This window comes from Kaistella polysaccharea (genome assembly GCF_020410745.1).
GTDB lineage: Bacteria > Bacteroidota > Bacteroidia > Flavobacteriales > Weeksellaceae > Kaistella > Kaistella polysaccharea.
In genome coordinates this window covers 2,069,318-2,087,201 of the sequence record NZ_CP084528.1, presented here as the reverse complement: position 1 = coordinate 2,087,201, position 17,884 = coordinate 2,069,318, and the positions used below count along the sequence as shown (strand labels likewise).

14 protein-coding genes are annotated in these 17,884 nt (G+C 36.5%); 7 read left to right on the top strand and 7 right to left on the bottom strand.

Annotated elements, in window-relative coordinates; all coding sequences use genetic code 11:
* Positions 1-54: 54 nt before the first annotated feature.
* Positions 55-1,842, bottom strand: a complete 1,788-nt coding sequence (gene rho / locus LC814_RS09770) for a transcription termination factor Rho (protein WP_226063745.1) — start codon at positions 1,840-1,842, stop codon at positions 55-57.
* 154 nt (positions 1,843-1,996) lie between these two features.
* Between rho and LC814_RS09765 the strand changes: the two genes are divergently transcribed.
* Together LC814_RS09765 and LC814_RS09760 are read left to right on the top strand one after the other, a co-directional pair.
* Positions 1,997-2,386, top strand: coding sequence for a DUF4293 family protein (locus LC814_RS09765; RefSeq protein WP_226063744.1), 390 nt, complete (start codon positions 1,997-1,999; stop codon positions 2,384-2,386).
* A gap of 126 nt (positions 2,387-2,512) precedes the next feature.
* The gene (locus tag LC814_RS09760; protein ID WP_226063743.1) at positions 2,513-4,351 is read left to right on the top strand and encodes an ABC transporter ATP-binding protein; all 1,839 of its coding nucleotides are present in this window, start codon (positions 2,513-2,515) and stop codon (positions 4,349-4,351) included.
* A gap of 23 nt (positions 4,352-4,374) precedes the next feature.
* Here the strand turns inward: LC814_RS09760 and mutS are convergent, their stop codons facing one another.
* The gene (mutS, locus tag LC814_RS09755) at positions 4,375-6,930 is read right to left on the bottom strand and encodes a DNA mismatch repair protein MutS (RefSeq protein WP_226065815.1); all 2,556 of its coding nucleotides are present in this window, start codon (positions 6,928-6,930) and stop codon (positions 4,375-4,377) included.
* Positions 6,931-7,023: 93 nt separating this feature from the next.
* On the opposite strand from mutS, the gene LC814_RS09750 reads away from it, so the two are divergent.
* Complete coding sequence (locus LC814_RS09750; protein ID WP_226063742.1) at positions 7,024-7,557, top strand: RNA methyltransferase; 534 nt, start codon at positions 7,024-7,026, stop codon at positions 7,555-7,557.
* Positions 7,558-7,953: 396 nt separating this feature from the next.
* A complete protein-coding gene (locus LC814_RS09745) occupies positions 7,954-8,661 on the top strand; it encodes a hypothetical protein (protein WP_226063741.1) in 708 nt (235 codons plus the stop codon).
* Positions 8,662-8,828: 167 nt separating this feature from the next.
* Here LC814_RS09745 and LC814_RS09740 read toward each other — a convergent pair whose 3' ends face one another.
* From LC814_RS09740 to LC814_RS09725, 4 genes are all read right to left on the bottom strand, one after another.
* Positions 8,829-10,253: an efflux transporter outer membrane subunit gene (locus LC814_RS09740; RefSeq protein WP_375373395.1), complete on the bottom strand. Its 1,425-nt coding sequence runs from the start codon at positions 10,251-10,253 to the stop codon at positions 8,829-8,831.
* 19 nt (positions 10,254-10,272) lie between these two features.
* A complete protein-coding gene (locus LC814_RS09735; protein ID WP_226063740.1) occupies positions 10,273-13,425 on the bottom strand; it encodes an efflux RND transporter permease subunit in 3,153 nt (1,050 codons plus the stop codon).
* A 3-nt stretch (positions 13,426-13,428) separates the two neighbouring features.
* A complete protein-coding gene (locus tag LC814_RS09730) occupies positions 13,429-14,658 on the bottom strand; it encodes an efflux RND transporter periplasmic adaptor subunit (RefSeq protein WP_226063739.1) in 1,230 nt (409 codons plus the stop codon).
* Between the two features lie 63 nt (positions 14,659-14,721).
* Positions 14,722-15,165 (bottom strand): transcriptional regulator, encoded by a 444-nt coding sequence (locus tag LC814_RS09725; protein ID WP_226063738.1) that lies wholly within the window; start codon positions 15,163-15,165, stop codon positions 14,722-14,724.
* A 181-nt stretch (positions 15,166-15,346) separates the two neighbouring features.
* Between LC814_RS09725 and LC814_RS09720 the strand changes: the two genes are divergently transcribed.
* Complete coding sequence (locus LC814_RS09720) at positions 15,347-15,670, top strand: translation initiation factor (protein WP_226063737.1); 324 nt, start codon at positions 15,347-15,349, stop codon at positions 15,668-15,670.
* 195 nt (positions 15,671-15,865) lie between these two features.
* Positions 15,866-16,720 carry a nucleoside phosphorylase gene (locus LC814_RS09715; protein WP_226063736.1) on the top strand — a complete coding sequence of 285 codons (855 nt, stop codon included), beginning with the start codon at positions 15,866-15,868 and terminating at the stop codon, positions 16,718-16,720.
* Positions 16,721-16,845: 125 nt separating this feature from the next.
* On the opposite strand, the gene LC814_RS09710 is transcribed toward LC814_RS09715, so the two are convergent.
* Positions 16,846-17,400 carry a DNA-3-methyladenine glycosylase I gene (locus LC814_RS09710; protein WP_226063735.1) on the bottom strand — a complete coding sequence of 185 codons (555 nt, stop codon included), beginning with the start codon at positions 17,398-17,400 and terminating at the stop codon, positions 16,846-16,848.
* Positions 17,401-17,599: 199 nt separating this feature from the next.
* Between LC814_RS09710 and LC814_RS09705 the strand changes: the two genes are divergently transcribed.
* On the top strand, positions 17,600-17,866 hold the full coding sequence (locus LC814_RS09705) for a hypothetical protein (RefSeq protein WP_226063734.1): 267 nt from the start codon (positions 17,600-17,602) through the stop codon (positions 17,864-17,866).
* Positions 17,867-17,884 lie beyond the last annotated feature (18 nt).

The following is a 17,884-nucleotide window of genomic DNA, read 5'->3' as shown; positions in this document are numbered from 1 at the left end:
AACCATCCTACAAAGAATGGTTTTATCTATATTTTAAAAATCTCCCGACCTATATTATCTGTTCATCGACATTAAAAACTCTTCATTGTTTAAAGTGTTTTTGATGCTTTTGTTTACAAACTCCATGGCTTCTACAGGATTCATATCTGCGAGATATTTACGTAAAATCCACATTCGTTGTTGAACAGTATCTTCAAGAAGTAAATCATCTCTTCTCGTACTAGAAGATGTAAGATCGATTGCTGGGTAAATTCTTTTATTGGCGATTTTTCTATCCAATTGAAGTTCCATATTACCGGTTCCCTTAAATTCTTCAAAAATAACTTCGTCCATTTTAGAACCTGTATCAATTAAAGCTGTTGCAATAATTGTTAGAGAACCACCACCTTCAATATTTCTTGCGGCACCAAAAAATCGCTTTGGTTTATGAAGCGCATTAGCATCAACACCACCAGAAAGAATCTTACCAGACGCTGGAGTTACGGTATTGTAAGCTCGGGCGAGACGCGTAATTGAATCCAAAAGGATTACAACATCATGGCCACATTCTACCATTCTTTGGGCTTTAGACAGAACCAAGTTCGCGACTTTTACATGTTTGTCAGCAGGTTCATCAAAGGTAGATGCAATTACTTCAGCATTTACACTTCTTTCCATATCGGTAACTTCTTCCGGTCTTTCATCGATGAGTAAAATCATCATATAAGCCTCGGGATGGTTGGCAGAAATTGAATTTGCAATTTCCTTCAACAACATTGTTTTACCTGTTTTCGGTTGTGCGACAATCATTGCACGTTGACCTTTTCCAATCGGTGTAAATAAATCTACGATCCGCGTTGATGGCGTTGCGTTTTTCCCTGTAAGATTAAATTTTTCTTCCGGAAAAAGTGGTGTTAAAAATTCGAAGGCAACTCGATCTTTAATAAATTCAAGGTCTCTCCCATTCACTTCGGTTGGCTTTAACAGGGAGAAATATTTCTCTCCTTCTTTTGGTAACCTCACGATTCCTCGTACGGTATCTCCAGTTTTTAAAGCATAATTTCTAATCTGATTTGTTGACACATAAACATCGTCGGGAGAAGAAATATAGGAGAAATCTGAAGAACGTAAGAAACCGTAATTATCCGGCAAAATTTCCAAAACACCCTCAATAGTTACTAAACCATCGAAATTAAATTCTTTTTTAGAATTTTCTTCCTGGGAATCCCCATTTTGGTTTCTGTGCTGATTTTTATTTTGATTCGGATTTTGATTCGGATTCTTATGCTGCTGTTGTGGATTCTTATTTTGATTGGGATTTCCACCCTGCTTCGCCTGGGGATTTTGGTTCGGGTTTTTTGGAGTTTCCGGCTGAAGTTCAGCTGGTTTTTCCTTTTCCTGAACTTCTTCTTTCACCGTATCTTCCGCATTTTCCTGTTTTTTTGCAGGTGCCACGCGTTGTCGCTTTTGACGTTGCTGATTCGGTGCATTTTCTTTTGAATTATCAGGTTTTACCCGTTCTCCCTCTTGCTGTTTTTCAACAACCGGATCTGCCGGAGCATTTTCCATTTTTACAGGAATATTCACCACTTCCTCGGTAGGTGCTTCTGCCTTCTTTTTAGGCACAGCTTTTTTTACTACCGGTTTTTTGGGTGCTGGTTGTTTAGGTTCTTCTGTATTCATAGGGGTTTCTGTCGCGTTAAAATAATCTTTTGCCACTTTTGTATTGGAAGCTTGAAAGTCCAGAATAGCAAAAATTTTATCGTTCTCATTGCTACTTTTAGCAACTTTAACGCCCAGATCACTGGTGATTTTGGTCAAATCAGAATCCGATTTAGACCTTAACGTTTCAATATTGAACATAAATGTTACGCAAAAATGTAAGTTATAAGTAAGTGTAAGTAAGAAAGTTAAGTCGGGCGACTTTTCTTTAATAGGTCGTTATGAATGCAAATCTACGTTTTATTTTTAATAATGCAAAAAATTATTGTTATTTTTGTAGGCAGAATCACATCATATGTTGCAGAGAATACAGACCGTATGGATATTTTTAGCGATTTTAGGCGCCGTTTTCCTATTTGTTACAGGACAGGACTTTTCGCTTTTCGGCCCCATTCCTTTTATATCTGTAGTTTGTGTAGTATTGGTACTATTTGGATTTATTAGCATTTTAAGCTTTAAAGACCGCAAAAGACAAATATTGCTGAATAACATCAGCATTTATATAAACGCTTTGTTGCTCGGTTTATTGGCGTATTGGATACTTACTTTACCCGGAGGAATTAATTTTCCTGAGAAGGGTATTGAGCCACTCTTTCCACTTTTAGCAATTGTTTTTTTATTGATTGCAAACGTATTTATTCGGAAAGACGATCGGCTCGTAAAATCTGTTGACAGACTCCGTTAAACGTACAACGATTTTTTTTGAGTGAAACAGCCCTTTTTGGGCTGTTTTTTTTATAGCAATACAGAGTGTATTCTTTTTTAATTTGCGTAATTCTAAATTCCGTAATTTTGCTCCTTAATTTAGTGAATGAAACCATTTCAACGCATTTTCTTTTTTGCAAAACCTCATCAGAGGTTTCTTTTCGCAAGCATCTTTTTTAATATCATGTATTCCGTTTTGAATATCTTTTCAGTAGCAACCATGTTGCCTATTTTAGGATTAATGTTTGGCACCGTGGAAAAAATCGACACTTCAAAACCACCGGTCAACTCCGGACGTATTGTTGATTTTTTCGGATATGCAAAAGATTGGGCGTACTATACCATTCAAACTTATATCGATCAATATGGCTCAGTAAGAGTTTTAGCGATTCTTTGTGCAATTACCGCGACGGCTTTTTTACTTCGAAATATTTTCCGGTATCTGGGAGCATACCTTTTGGTGAATTACCGTGTGGGAATTACAAAGGATTTGCGAACTGCGATGTACAATAAATTCTTAAAATTACCCGTCTCCTTCTTTACCGAAAAACGAAAAGGCGATATGATGTCTCGCATTTCAAACGATATCGGAAGTGTAGAAAGTGGCATTATGGGCAGTTTGGTGGATGTCATCAACTCGCCTTTCATGATCATCACTTCCTTAATTACCTTATTTGTGCTTTCGCCTCAGCTCACTTTGTTTTCGTTATTGGTTTTTCCCGTAATGGGCGGATTAATTGCGTGGGTTGGAAAAAGTTTAAAAAGACAGGCGACTGCCGCACAGGAAGAACTGGGAAATTTGTTTTCTCTGGTTGATGAAACTTTGAAATCTTCAAAAGTCATTAAAATATTTAATGCGGATAAAATTCTAAAGAATCGATTTAATTCTACCACCGATAATTGGCAGAAATACGCGATAGGAATGAGTCGCCGTCGGGAAATGGCTTCTCCGATGAGTGAGTTTTTAGGATCGGTTACCATCTTAATTATCACCTGGTTTGCGGGCGTTCAAATTCTGAATGAACAAACAATGGAGCCAGAAACTTTTCTGGTTTTTATTGGAATATTCTTCCAAATATTAGATCCGGCGAAGAAATTATCAAGTGCCATATCTAATATTCAAGGAGGAATGGCGAGTTTAGATCGGGTTTCCGAAGTTTTGGATTACGATCTAAAGATTGATGAAATCGAAAATCCTATTTCAATCTCAACTTTAAGAGAAAAAATAGAATTTAAAAACATCGGTTTTTTCTACGATAAAGACAATGTCATTCTTAAAAATTTCAATCTAACAATTCCGAAGGGAAAAACCATCGCATTAGTCGGCCAATCAGGTTCCGGAAAAACAACGATTGCCAATTTATTAGCGCGATTTTATGACGTTTCGGAAGGAGAAATACTGGTTGACGGACAAAACATTAAAAATCTAAAAGTAACCGATTACCGGAATCTACTGGGAATGGTCACTCAGGAATCTGTTTTATTTAATGATTCTGTTTTCAATAATATTTTGATGGGGAAACCCGATGCTTCTGAAGAAGAAGTAATTGCAGCCGCGAAAATTGCGAACGCTCACGAATTTATAAATCAGCTTCCGGAAAAATATTACACCAATATCGGCGACGATGGAAATAAATTGTCGGGCGGACAAAAACAAAGAGTCTCTATTGCCAGAGCCGTTCTGAAGAATCCACCGATTATGATTCTGGATGAAGCAACTTCTGCTTTGGATACCGAAAGCGAAAGATTCGTGCAGGATGCTTTAGAAAAAATGATGGAAAACCGAACTTCACTTGTGATTGCGCACCGACTTTCAACCATTCAAAAGGCCGACTGGATCGTTGTCATGGAACGTGGAATTATCGTGGAACAAGGTTCGCATCAGGAATTATTTGATAAAAATGGGACTTACAGAAAATTGGTTGAATTACAGAATTTCGGATAAATTGATTTTATTTAAATTCTCAATTATCGCCCAATCATTTTCTTAATCGAGTTCAGTTTCATCAACGCTTCAATCGGTGTCAAAGTATTGATGTCAATCTTCAGTAATTCTTCCCGGATATTTTCTAAAACAGGATCATCCAACTGAAAGAAAGAAAGTTGCAGACTTTCATCCGTAATCGCTTTTGCAGAATTTTTGGAACCGCTTTGAGAACGGCTTTTTTCTAAAGTTTTCAAGACTTCATTCGCGCGATTTACTACTTTCGCAGGCATTCCCGCCAACTTAGCGACGTGGATTCCGAAACTGTGTTCACTTCCTCCAGACAATAATTTTCGTAGAAAAATAATACTTCCTTTATGTTCCTGAATAGAAACATGGAAATTTTTGATCCTTTCAAAATTGACGGTCATTTCATTGAGTTCGTGGTAATGGGTCGCAAATAAAGTTTTCGCCTTCGTTGGATGTTGATGCAAATATTCTGCAATTGCCCACGCAATCGAAACTCCGTCGTACGTAGAAGTTCCACGCCCGATCTCGTCTAATAAAATTAAACTGCGCTCAGAAATATTATTTAAAATATTGGCGGCTTCATTCATTTCCACCATGAAAGTCGATTCGCCGGAAGAAATATTATCCGACGCTCCAACTCTGGTAAATATTTTATCTAAAATTCCAATTTCAGCATGTTTTGCCGGAACAAAACTTCCGATTTGAGCCATTAAACAAATGATGGCAGTTTGTCTTAGAATCGCTGACTTACCCGCCATATTAGGACCTGTCACCATAATAATTTGCTGCGAATCTTTAGATAAATACAAATCATTCGGAATGTATTTTTCACCTAACGGCAAAGCGTTTTCAATAATCGGATGACGCGCTTCTTTCAGATCAATTTCAAAACCTTCATTTAAAACTGGCTTCGTGTAAGATTCAGAAACTGCGAGTTCAGATAATCCAACACCACAATCCAATTCAGCAATAATTTTAGAATTCTCTTGAATTTGATCAATGTAGATCATCACATTTTCGCAAACCTTTCGGTAAAGAAGATGTTCAATTTTTGAAATCTTTTCTTCCGCGCCAAGAATTTGCTCTTCATATTCTTTCAGTTCTTCAGTGATGTATCTTTCAGCATTCACCAAGGTTTGCTTGCGTATCCAATCTTGGGGAACTTTATCTTTATGAGAGTTTCTAACTTCGATAAAATAGCCGAAAACATTGTTAAAACTTATTTTCAAACTCGTTATTCCAGTGCGCTTCACTTCACGGTCACACATTTCATCCAGGAAACCCTTTCCTTTCGTTTGAAGTCCGCGCAGATGATCTAGTTCTTCTGAAATACCGGTTTTAATGACGTTTCCTTTTGAAATATTTACCGGAAGTTCATCATTCAAATAATTAATTAAATATTCAATAAGTTCATCCAAATTAATTAAAGGCGATAACCAAGTCAAAATTTGATCGTGAGCATGAAGTAATTCTTTAATTTCTCTTATATTCACTAAGCTCTGGCGAAGGTAACCGAGTTCTTTCGGTGAAATTTTTTCAGAAGCTAATTTCCCCATCAAACGGTCCAAATCAGAAATCGTTTTTAATAATTGTAAAATCTCATATTTTAGATTTTCTTCTTTATTAAAAAATTCAATTAAATCTAATCTTCTGTTGATTTCGTTGACGGATTTTAATGGGAGAATTAATCTTCTGCGCAACAATCTTCCGCCCATCGGAGTTGAAGTTTTGTCAACAATATCGAGTAATGACTTGCCTTGCTGGCTGCTTGAATAAACGATTTCTAAATTTCGTAAAGTGAAATGATCCATCATCAGATAATCATCTTTCGGAATGAGTTTTATCTTGGTAATATGCTGTAAGAGTGTATGATGCGTATCTTCAACTAAATAGGCGAAAATTGCTCCGGCTGCCGTAATTCCTAATTTCAAATCTTCAATTCCGAAACCTTTTAAGGAATTTGTTTTGAAATGATTCGTCAGTTTTTCATACCCGTAATTGTATTGAAAAGCCCAGTCTTCTAATTTAAAATAATTTCGATTTTTCAGTTGAGTAGGAAGTTCGGTCGTTCGCTGGTAAATGATTTCACTCGGATCAAAAGTTCCGACGATATGAAGCAGTTGCTCCAGATTTCCTTCTGAAGTCAGAAACTCGCCTGTGGAAACATCGACCAAAGCCAAACCGTATTTCTCTTTTACTTTATGAATAGAAAGTAAAAAATTATTTTTCTTCGAAGTTAAAACCTGTTCGTTGAAAGTTACACCGGGAGTTACCAATTCGGTTACGCCGCGTTTTACAATTCCTTTCACCCCTTTTGGATCTTCCAGCTGATCACAGATCGCTACACGAAGCCCGGCTCTCACGAGTTTTGGCAAATACGTATCTACAGAATGATGCGGAAATCCGGCAAGTTCGATATGACCTTCGCCATTGGCTCTTTTGGTCAAAACAATTCCTAAAATCTGGGACGTTCGGATCGCATCCGTCCCAAAAGTCTCGTAGAAATCTCCAACACGAAACAGCAAAAGCGCATCAGGATATTTCGCCTTGATGGTATTGTACTGCGTCATTAAGGGAGTTTCTTTTTTAGCCACGGGATTTTTGATTTTGAGGAATTTATAAAAAAGGGTTTTAAAAACCTTACTTTTGCCAAAAATACGAAAATGTCATCCACAAAGAAACTGAAACTGGAAGAATTAGGGAGAATCGATGTTGAAACCTTTAAACAAACCAAAAAAACACCGTTGGTTGTTGTCTTAGACAATGTTCGAAGCATGCACAATGTAGGCGCGATTTTCAGAACGGCTGATGCTTTCTTAATAGAAAAAGTGGTACTGTGTGGAATTACGCCACAACCGCCACATCGGGAAATCCATAAAGCTGCTTTGGGTGCCACCGAAAGTGTAGATTGGGTTTATGAAAAAGACATCGCTGTAGCGCTTCAAAATTTAAAGGATGAAAACTTTAAAATTATAGGAATTGAGCAGACAAGCAATTCGCAGGTGATCACAGATTACCCCATTAATAAGGTGGAAAAGTACGCTTTGGTTTTAGGAAATGAAGTAGATGGGTTGAGCGATGAAGCGCTTTCGCATTATGATACTTTCCTGGAAATTCCGCAGTTGGGAACAAAGCATTCTTTGAACGTTTCTGTGTGCGGTGGAATTGTGATGTGGGAATTTTTTAAATATTTGTAATTTTTTTAACGCAAAGGCGCAAAGCTTTTTCGTTTTATTATGCACTAAAATTACGGTCGGAAAGGCTTTCCATTAATCTAGAGAATTAATGCTATCTCTACAATTATCCTACTGCAAAAATCTGAAAGTTATAGATTTTCGAATCATTCCACGATACGCTTAAATTGTAGAAACCAGAAAGTTATTTAAAAGAATAATATGTAAAAAATCCCTGCTAAAGTTGGATTATGTTTTTTTAATAGGCGTTTATAAAACATCGATTTAATTGTTATATTTGAATTTTCAATAAAATGTTAAAATCATCGTATAAACCATCTGAATGTTAGATATTCTATATGAAAGAGTGAATCATTAAACAAAATATAAATACTATTACAAAACTATTAATTAACAATTATGAAAAAAACATCTATCCTATTATTTATTATCTTCTCAATTATCACTATTAATGCTCAAGAAAAAATTGAAGTATTAACTCACGAGAACACACAAGACATAAACTTTTTTAGCACAGTTAACAATGGTGCCGAAGTAAAACAATATACAACAGCTAATAAAAATAGCGTTAAAATCGGCGACACATTAATTTTAGGAATGCCGTCCTCTCAAGAAGTAAGCACCAAAACATATGCTGGGAGTTATGGAACAAATCTAAGAGGAGGTGTAGGACAATCCAGAAGTACATCAAAAAAAACTTACGAATTTATACAAATGGGGAGACCCGCTGGATTTGGTAGTATAATGAGTGCTATGAATGGTGACGCACCAATAATGGCCGATAACAACCTTAAAAATACAACTGTTATTATAAATGAACTAAAGACATATCATAGAGGTAGTAAAAAGAAACCTTTATATGTTGTTATGGTTTTAGGGGAGATAAACGGTAGAGCGTTTGGTATTAATAAATACTTAAGTGTAATGGATGCCGAACTAGCAATAGAATCTGGCGAAATTCATTTGAAAAATAGAAAAATGACTAGAGAAGAGGCTATTGCAAAATTAAAAGAGGCAAAAGAATTGATGGAAGTTGATATGTTGAGTAAAGAAGAATTTGAAGAATTAAAAAAAGAACTTGCTCCTATTATTAAAAATCAAGAATAGATATCTAGTATAAATTATTTGGAAATTTCTGATTAAAAAAATCTTAACTGAAATATATATCCGCTAATTTTCCATCAAATTTAGAATTTCCTGTAGAAATTTATTCATAAAAAATCTCTTCCAATAAATTGAAAGAGATTTTTTAATGATATTCGAAAATACTTTTATTATCTCCAGCCGCCACCAAGAGCGCGGTATAATTCGATTCCTGCATCTAACTTAGAATATTCTGCATTAGAAATATTTAACTCAGCATTCAACTGATTTACACTGGCGTTGATCACTTCTAAGTAGTTTGCCAAGCCATAATTCACCAACTCCTGAGAATATTCAACGGAGTTTTTGTAAGCCTCCATTTCTTTTCTTTTTAAGCCGATGAAACTGTCTTGTGATTGATAGATTTTCAAAGCATCAGAAACTTCTTTTCCGGCGGTTAAAACTGATCTTCTAAAATTAAGATAAGCGATTTCTTTGTTCGCTAAACTTACTTCATATTGCGTTCTAATTTGTCTTTTATTTAAAATTGGTTGGGCTAAACCCGCAACAACATTGGCAAAAAGTGAATTCACACTGAATAATTGATCTATATCTCCAGATACAATTCCACCACTTCCGGTCAATCTCAAAGTTGGATAAAAGTTGGCTTTCGCAGCGTTGGTCATTTCGAAAGCATTCATCAAACGGTATTCTGCAACTTTCACATCAGGGCGGTTTGCCAACAAATTGGCAGGATAACCGAGATCTAAACTTATCGGCATTTTCTGAGCGGCAATTGTCGTGCGCTCAATTGCGTGCGAAGGCTCACCCATCAATAAACTGATGGTATTTTCGAGCAACCCGATTTGAACATCAATACTTATTAATAAAGATTCTGCATTGAAAACCAAAGCTTCACTTTGCTGTACCGCAACTTCGGTTACTGTTCCGGCATCTTTCAAAGCCGACGTCGTTTCCAAATTTTTCTTTCTTAAAGCAATTGTTTCATTAATGATTTTCTTCTGATCATCAAAAGTCAACAACTGATAGTAAGCGGAAGCAACGCTGGCAACCAAATCACTTTTCACGGCTTGGTGCGCAGAAACTGTGCCTAAATAGTTGGCAAATTCAGCTTTTTCCTGAGCTCTCAATTTCCCCCAAATATCAGCTTCCCAACCAATATTTGCAGAAACATCAAACTGATTTCCATATTTTCGAGCCGACATTAATTGGCCCGACTGCGTATTTAAAGACTGTGTTTGGAAGGTATAATTCGGACCTGCAGAAAGCGTTGGCAAATAGGCTGCTTTACTTTGCTTTAAATAAGAATCTGCCGCACTGATGTTTTGCAATGCGACTCTTACATCTAAATTATTGTCCAATGCTTTCGCAATGTGTTTCTGTAAAACCGGATCTGTGAAAATTTCTCGCCACGAAATAGTCGCCATACTTGTAGAATCTTTCGGCAACAAATCGGTACGGAAAAGATTTTCATTAATCACTTCGGTCGGTCTTTCGTACTTTTCGCGAGTCATACAAGAGGTAAGAACGAACGCTGAAAAGACAATCGAAAGTATTTTTATATTGAAATATTTATTCATTTTTTTAATTTTCATAAAAGTTTTTGACTTTCAATTATTCGGAAAGATTGATTTCCTTTTCCTTTAAAGGCACCACTTTTTCTTGCAAGTATTGGAATATTACATACAATACAGGGATTGCTACCAAACCGAAGAAAGTACCTATTAATAAACCTGTAGCTGCACCCGTGGCAATTGAACGGTTACCGACCGATCCAATCCCTGTCGCAAAAATCAAAGGAATCATACCGAAGATAAACGCAAATGAAGTCATCAAAATCGGACGTAACCTCGCTTTAGCAGCATTAATTGCAGACATTGCAATTGATTCACCATGTAGACGCCGCTGTACCGCAAACTCTACGATCAAAATTGCATTTTTGGCAAGCAATCCAATCAACATAATAATCGCAATCTGGAAATAAATATTATTCTCCAAGCCGAAAATCCGCTGACCGAAAAAAGCTCCAATTACTCCTAAAGGAAGGGAAAGTATCACCGAGAAAGGCAATAAATAACTTTCATATTGAGCCGCCAGAATAAAGTAAACAAACAGGAAACTTAATAAAAATACGATATAAGTCTGAGATCCAGCTTTCATTTCTTCTTTCGTTAAGCCTGTAAACTCAACATCATAATTAGCTGGTAAATTTTCGGCCGCAACTTCCTGAACCGCTTTAATAGCATCACCTGTGGAAAAACCAGGATTACTGGAACCATTGATTCCTACAGAAGTAAAGAGGTTATAACGTTCCAAGGACTGAGGTCCAAAACTTTTTTCGAGGGTCACAAATTGCGATATTGGCGCCATCGCTCCAGAAGCTGTTTTCACGAAAATTGAATTTAAACTTTCCGGCGATTTTCGATCATCTGGCAAAGCTTGAATCATTACCCTGAACTGTTTTCCATATTTAGTAAAATCTGACGAATAAATTCCTCCGATATACCCTTGCATGGTGCTCAAAATCGCATTTAATGATACTCCACTTTCTTTCGCACGAGGTGTATTAACGACCATCTGATACTGAGGATAGTTGGTATTAAATGAAGTTGAAGCAAACTGAATTTCTGGTCTCTGCATCAATGCACCGACAAAACTTTGCGTCACTTTATTGAGTTCTGAAATATCTCCGCCTGATTTATCCAACAAAACAGTGGAGAAACCATCACTACTCCCAAAACCAGGTACACTTGGTGGAGAGAAGAAAATGATTTTTGCATCTGGATATTTACTGGTGATTCCAAATAACCTTCCTGTGATTTCATCGATACTTTGTCCATCGGCTTTCCCGCGTTCATCAAAAGGCTTTAATTTAATAAAAGCTTGACCAACATTAGATCCAGAACCGGACATAAAACCACGACTTGCGGTATACGTTACGTTTTGAACACCTGGAATTTTCCGTGCTTCTTTTTGAAGATCTGATAAAATATTATAGGTTCGTTCTAAGGAAGCTCCGGGCGGAAGTTGTACATCTGTAAACAAAATCCCACGGTCTTCTTTCGGAATAAATCCTGTAGGCATGGTAGAACTTGCCCACCAGAAAGTAACTGCTCCGGCAGCAAAAATGACCAATAAGCTTACCCATTTATTTCTTAAAATAAAATGAAATGATTGTCCATATTTTTTCGTTCCTGCATTAAAACCTGCATTAAATTTAGAGAAGAACTTTTGCATGAAATTCATGCTCGCATACTCTTTGGAATGATGCGCGGGCGGTTTTAAAAACATCGCACAAAGCACCGGACTCAACGTTAAGGCATTTACCGCTGAAATTAAAATCGCAATAATTAAGGTAATTCCAAATTGTTGGTAGAAAACTCCTGTTGGACCTGTTAAGAAAGTTACCGGAATAAATACTGCCGCCATTACCAAAGTAATAGAGATAATTGCACCCGTAATTTCGTCCATGGCTTCGACAGTTGCTTTTTTCGCATCTGTAATGCCGCCTTCCATTTTCGCATGAACAGCTTCTACTACTACAATCGCATCATCAACCACAATCCCGATGGCAAGAACCAAAGCAAATAGCGTCAATAAGTTAATCGAGTAACCGAATAAATTCAGGAAGAAGAAAGTACCGACTATCGAAACCGGAACTGCAATCGCTGGAATTAAGGTCGATCTAAAATCTTGTAAAAATAAAAATACTACTAAAAATACTAATACGAAGGCTTCTAATAAAGTAGTCACTACTTTTGCGATTGAAGCCTCTAAAAATTCATTAGTATCAAAATTAATATTATACCCAATTCCTTCTGGTAAAGTTTTCTCAGTTTCCTTCAACAAAGTCTTAATATTGGTAATAATTTCCTGCGCATTAGAACCTGGAGTTTGGAAAATCCCCATCGAGATGGATCGGTTCCCATTACTTTCCCCAATTCCGGCATAAGATTGAGAATCCAATTTGATTTCTGCAACATCTTTTAAACGAAGATATTCCCCATTACCGAGTGCCCGCAAAATAATATTTTCGAATTGATCAACATCATTATATTTTCCTTTGTATGTAATAATGTATTGAAAAGAACTCCCACTGTTTTCACCTAATGCTCCGGCAGCAGCTTCTCTTGATTGCTCATTGATCGCAGCAGAAACTTCAGTAGGTTCTAAACCATAGGCAGCCATTTTTGCTGGATCAAGCCAAATTCTCATGGCATAATTTTTTCCTCCAAAAACCTGGGCATCACCAACACCATTTACCCTTTTTAATTCTGGGATGATATTAATGTTCATATAATTCTGTAGCCAAACCTCATCCAACTGCGGGTTCGACGTGTAGAAACTCAAAAACATCAAAGCACTGGTTTGCTGTTTACTTACCTGAACTCCAGATCTTGTAACCTCGGAAGGAAGAAGCGGAATTGCCCGTTGAACTTGATTCTGAACATTTACCGCAGCGATATCGGGATCAATTCCTTGTTTAAAGAATATTTGAATTGAAGCGGACCCATTATTTCCCGCAGAAGAAGAAATATAATCCATTCCTTCAACTCCATTCACTTGTTCTTCAATTGGAATAATTACACTGTTCATTACCGTCTGCGCATTAGCACCGGTATAATTGGCAGATATTCGCACCGTTGGTGGTGCAATATCAGGATACTGAGTGACCGGCAAAGAGATCAATCCGAGTATTCCCAAAACAACAATCATGATGGAAATTACGGTAGATAAAACCGGTCTGTTTATAAATTTTTTAACCATCTTTTAGAAAATCGGTTTTATAGCATTAATGATATCGTCAAACTTTTTCGGTTGAGGTTTTACAGCGGTTCCGGATTTTATCGTTCCAATACCTTCTGCCACAACTACATCTCCTTTTTCTGCACCTTCTTTGATGACAACCATATTGTTTACTCGATCAACGACTTTAATGACAGTGCTTTTTGCCGTATCTTGTTTTACTTTATAAATGTAAACCAAACCTTGCTGCTCAATTGTTGCACTTTCCGGTACCACCAACGCATTGTCATAAGTCACCGGGATTCTGACTGTTCCACTGTTCCCGTTGCTCAACAGTTTATTAGGGTTCGGGAAAGAAACACGAAACTGAATGCTTCCAGTTGCTGCATCAATTTGTCCCGTGACTGCTTTCACATATCCTTTCTCCCCATATACATCACCGTTTGCCAATAACAATTCCACAGGAGGCATATTCTTTAATTTTTCAGGAACAGTTGCTCCTTTGGACGTTTTTAGAAAATCCAAATACTCTTTTTCATTCATTGAAAAATAAACGTACAATTCGCTTGTATCAGAAACGGTGGATATTGGCATTGGATCTCCTGGACCAACTAAACTCCCATTTCTAAAATTAATTTTACCAACCGTTCCTGAGATAGGCGCTCGAATAACGGAGTAATCAATATTAGCTTGAACACCCTGGAAATTCGCCTGTGCCTGTGCAACTCCGGCGCTTGCCTGCTGTCTCCCTGCAATTGCTTGAGAAACCTGCGCCTGCGCTTTCGCTAAATTTGCCTGAGCTGTTTGCAACTGAACACTGCTGATGATATTTTTTTCTACCAAAGGACGAAGCTTGTTCACCTCAACCTGGGCTGCATTAACTGCAGCTTGCGCCGCTTTCACATTAGCTTCTGAGGCGGAGACACTGGAACGCGCTGCACCCACTCCAGCTCTCGCTGCATTTGCAGATTGATTTAATGAATTGGTTTCTAAGCGGAAAAGTGGCTGCCCTTTCTTCACATATTGTCCTTCATCTACCAGAACTTGGGTAACGTAACCTTGCATCTTCGCACGAACATCGTTATTTACACGTCCTTCAATACTCGCTGGGAAAGTTACGTAACCAACAACATTTCTGTTTTCTACCATTACTGTAGAAACTACTTTCGGACCTTGCGCCGGTCTCTCATCTTTCTTCTTGCAGGACAAAACCGACAATGCAGAAAAAGATAGCAGGATAATTTTATTTTTCATGAACTTAATTTTATTATTTTTCTTTCTTAAAAAATGTTTAAGTAAAGTTGGTATTTTGCTATATTAAAGTTGATCTAGCGTTTCTTTGATGTTAGAAATATTCTTCTGAAATAAATTGGTGTAGATATTAAATTTTTGAAGAGCAACCTCGCAATTGGTATTTCGAAATTTTTTGAGGTTATCTAAAATTAATAATTCACGCTCCATTTTATCAATAATTTCCTCGAAACGTATTTTCATATAATGTTCATTCATGACGAAAAACCGTTTTCTTTCGTCAATTTTATTGAAGTCATTAATGATATTTAGATTTAAAAGCAGATTTAGATTTGAGGAAACTGAGCTTTTACTGGCCGCAAATATTTCTACAAATTCATCAAATGAAACTCCTTTTCTATCAAAATCAAAAATTAAATAAGCATAAATTTTCGCAGCAAGTGGCGGTAAATGGAAAGCTTCTCCATAAAATTTAACCATTTCGCGAAAAACATCTTTATCGATTTTCATTGTCTACCTTAAAATTAATTTGCAAAACTACAAATTAGTTCTGAACTAAACGAACCAAACGGAAGTTTTAAGATTTTTTTATGATTTACAAATTGTGTTTTGTACTGTTTATAAAATGTATATGTGTGGAAAATAATAGATGACGAACAGTATAGAAGATAAAATTCATTAATTTTGTTTGATGGATTTAAGAGATCAACTGAAAAATATATTCCCCGACCACGAAGAACAGGATTTTGAAATGCCAGTAGAAAAGTTCGTGCAGAAGGAACCGCTCACTTGTAAGTTTGAAAAGAAAGGGAGACACGGGAAACCTGTTACTTTAGTTGAGGGTTTTGAAGGAAGCGACGAAGACCTGAAAAAGATTTCAAAAAAAATTAAAACTACTTTAGGAATTGGTGGATCTGAAAAAGATGGAATTATTATTATTCAAGGCGATAACCGTGATAAAATTATGGTAATCCTAAAAGAAATGGGTTACAAAACGAAACGCGTTGGTGGTTGATTTCTTAATCAGTAATGAGTAATGCCAAATACTTTTAATTCTGGGAAATAATCTGCAGCCCGACTTGAACGGATTCCGATGTAAAATCGGGAGGGAGCAGAAGGCGGAAATGTCTGCCATGAGAAAATAATCACTTGACATTCGACATAGTCAAATGTCTGCCCAAATAAAAAAAATAAAATAAAAAAAAATAATATGCTTAATAAATTAGCTGCATCAGAATTGGTGCTCAATGACGACGGAAGTGTGTATCACTTGAACTTGCTGCCAGAAGATATTGCGGGGAAAATAATGTTAGTTGGAGATCCTGACCGTGTGCCAAAGGTTTCTAAATATTTCGACAAGATAGAAATCAAAAAAAATAAAAGGGAATTCTATACGCATACCGGAACTTTGCGCGGGGAAAGAATCACAGTAATGTCTACCGGAATTGGGACTGAAAACATCGATATCGTAATGAACGAACTGGATGCTTTGGTGAATATTGATTTGAAAAATAAAGAATTCAAAAAAGATCATACGGCTTTAGAACTTTTCAGAATGGGAACTTGCGGAAGTGTAAATCCTGATGTGGAGGTCGATAATATGTTGGTGACGGAAAATGTAGTGGGTCTTGATGGTTTGCTCCACTTCTACCAAGATTATGAGTTTGAAAATGAATTCTCTAGAAACTTCATTGCGAAATTTCCCTACGAGAAAATCAAACCAATGCTGTATTTTTCTGATTGGACGAAAGAAATGGGTGAATATTATAAAGACGCAAAATACCACGGAAACACGGCAACTTTCCCCGGATTTTATGCTCCACAAGGAAGACAACTTCGTTTGAAAGCGCTAGATGATCAGTTTTTGGAAACGTTGAATGATTTAGGAGTGACAAATTTCGAAATGGAAACTTCTGCAATTTACGGTCTTTCTAAATTACTCGGACATAAAGCGATCACCGTGAATTCGGTTATTGCGAACAGAAGACGTGGGGAATTTTCTGCGGATCACGCAGCTTCTGAAAGAAACATGATCGAGTGGGTTTTGGATCGAATTATTAAATAGGCTTCAGAACGACAATGTCACAAAAGATTAATTTTTTCTAAAAAAGTTTGTAAAAGCGCAGTGCGAAAAAGTATATTTAGTGCATTCTAATTGAATAAATGCGGTCAAGAAGTTAACCGCATTTATTATTTACAATGGCAGTCCACCAAATGATCATTCACCATTCCGGTTGCCTGCATGTGTGCATAAACCACCGTAGAGCCAAGAAATTTAAAACCTCTTTTCTTTAAATTTTTTGCCAAAGCATCGGAAATTTCGGTGGTTGCAGGAACATCTTGTAAAGTTTTTGGATCGTTTACAATTGGCTTTCCACCGACGAAGCCCCAGATATAACTTGAAAAGTTGCCAAATTCTTTTTGCACTTCCTGGAATTTCTGTGCATTATTTATGGTCGCTAAAATCTTCAATCGATTTCGGATGATCCCCGCATCAGACAACAACTCTTCTACTTTCACATCAGAATAAGTAGCAATTTTTTTATAATTAAAATCTTCAAAAGCTTTTTTGAAATTTGGTCTCTTTTTTAAAATCGTGTACCAAGACAGTCCGGCTTGAAAGCTTTCAAGTACTAGAAGTTCAAAAATAAGTTGATCATCATAGACCGGTTTTCCCCATTCTTCATCGTGGTACTTCCGATACAAATCGTCTTTTTCACTCCATCCACATCTTTTAATTTCCATGTTTTTTATTATATAACAAATTTACAAATCAAAATTTTATCAACAACTAAAAATTTAAATGACAATTTGATATTTATATTATCAAAACTTTAAGATATGTTTAACATATCATTACAAAATTTAGGAATGGTAATTGCAACTCTTAATTTATCAAATTAATTTTTTCAATCATTAAATATTAACATTAAACTTTATTATTATGGACAATCAAGATTACAACAAAGCAGAAAACGCAGTAGATAAGGCTAAATGGACTGCAGATGATTACGCAGATAGAGCAAAAGATTATATCCGCGAACAAAAAGACAAAAATGTAGAACCTACTTCAGATGGCTGGATGGAAAGAGCTAAAGAAAATGTTTCTGATGCTTGGGAAGATACAAAAGATGCGGTATCCGATGCTTGGGAAAAAACCAAAGATCTGGGAGAAGATGCAAAATCTGAGGTTAGAAAAACTACTAACTAATCAAGATTTATAATTATA

What these genes read in the sequence shown, in the direction of transcription:
- LC814_RS09760 (WP_226063743.1), top strand. Translation starts at nt 2,513, where the DNA reads ATGAAACCATTTCAACGCATTTTCTTTTTTGCAAAACCTCATCAGAGG.
- rho (WP_226063745.1), bottom strand. Translation starts at nt 1,842, where the DNA reads ATGTTCAATATTGAAACGTTAAGGTCTAAATCGGATTCTGATTTGACC.
- LC814_RS09715 (WP_226063736.1), top strand. Translation starts at nt 15,866, where the DNA reads ATGCTTAATAAATTAGCTGCATCAGAATTGGTGCTCAATGACGACGGA.
- LC814_RS09745 (WP_226063741.1), top strand. Translation starts at nt 7,954, where the DNA reads ATGAAAAAAACATCTATCCTATTATTTATTATCTTCTCAATTATCACT.
- LC814_RS09705 (WP_226063734.1), top strand. Translation starts at nt 17,600, where the DNA reads ATGGACAATCAAGATTACAACAAAGCAGAAAACGCAGTAGATAAGGCT.
- LC814_RS09735 (WP_226063740.1), bottom strand. Translation starts at nt 13,425, where the DNA reads ATGGTTAAAAAATTTATAAACAGACCGGTTTTATCTACCGTAATTTCC.
- LC814_RS09750 (WP_226063742.1), top strand. Translation starts at nt 7,024, where the DNA reads ATGTCATCCACAAAGAAACTGAAACTGGAAGAATTAGGGAGAATCGAT.
- LC814_RS09765 (WP_226063744.1), top strand. Translation starts at nt 1,997, where the DNA reads ATGTTGCAGAGAATACAGACCGTATGGATATTTTTAGCGATTTTAGGC.
- LC814_RS09730 (WP_226063739.1), bottom strand. Translation starts at nt 14,658, where the DNA reads ATGAAAAATAAAATTATCCTGCTATCTTTTTCTGCATTGTCGGTTTTG.
- LC814_RS09710 (WP_226063735.1), bottom strand. Translation starts at nt 17,400, where the DNA reads ATGGAAATTAAAAGATGTGGATGGAGTGAAAAAGACGATTTGTATCGG.
- LC814_RS09740 (WP_375373395.1), bottom strand. Translation starts at nt 10,253, where the DNA reads ATGAAAATTAAAAAAATGAATAAATATTTCAATATAAAAATACTTTCG.
- LC814_RS09725 (WP_226063738.1), bottom strand. Translation starts at nt 15,165, where the DNA reads ATGAAAATCGATAAAGATGTTTTTCGCGAAATGGTTAAATTTTATGGA.
- mutS (WP_226065815.1), bottom strand. Translation starts at nt 6,930, where the DNA reads ATGACGCAGTACAATACCATCAAGGCGAAATATCCTGATGCGCTTTTG.
- LC814_RS09720 (WP_226063737.1), top strand. Translation starts at nt 15,347, where the DNA reads ATGGATTTAAGAGATCAACTGAAAAATATATTCCCCGACCACGAAGAA.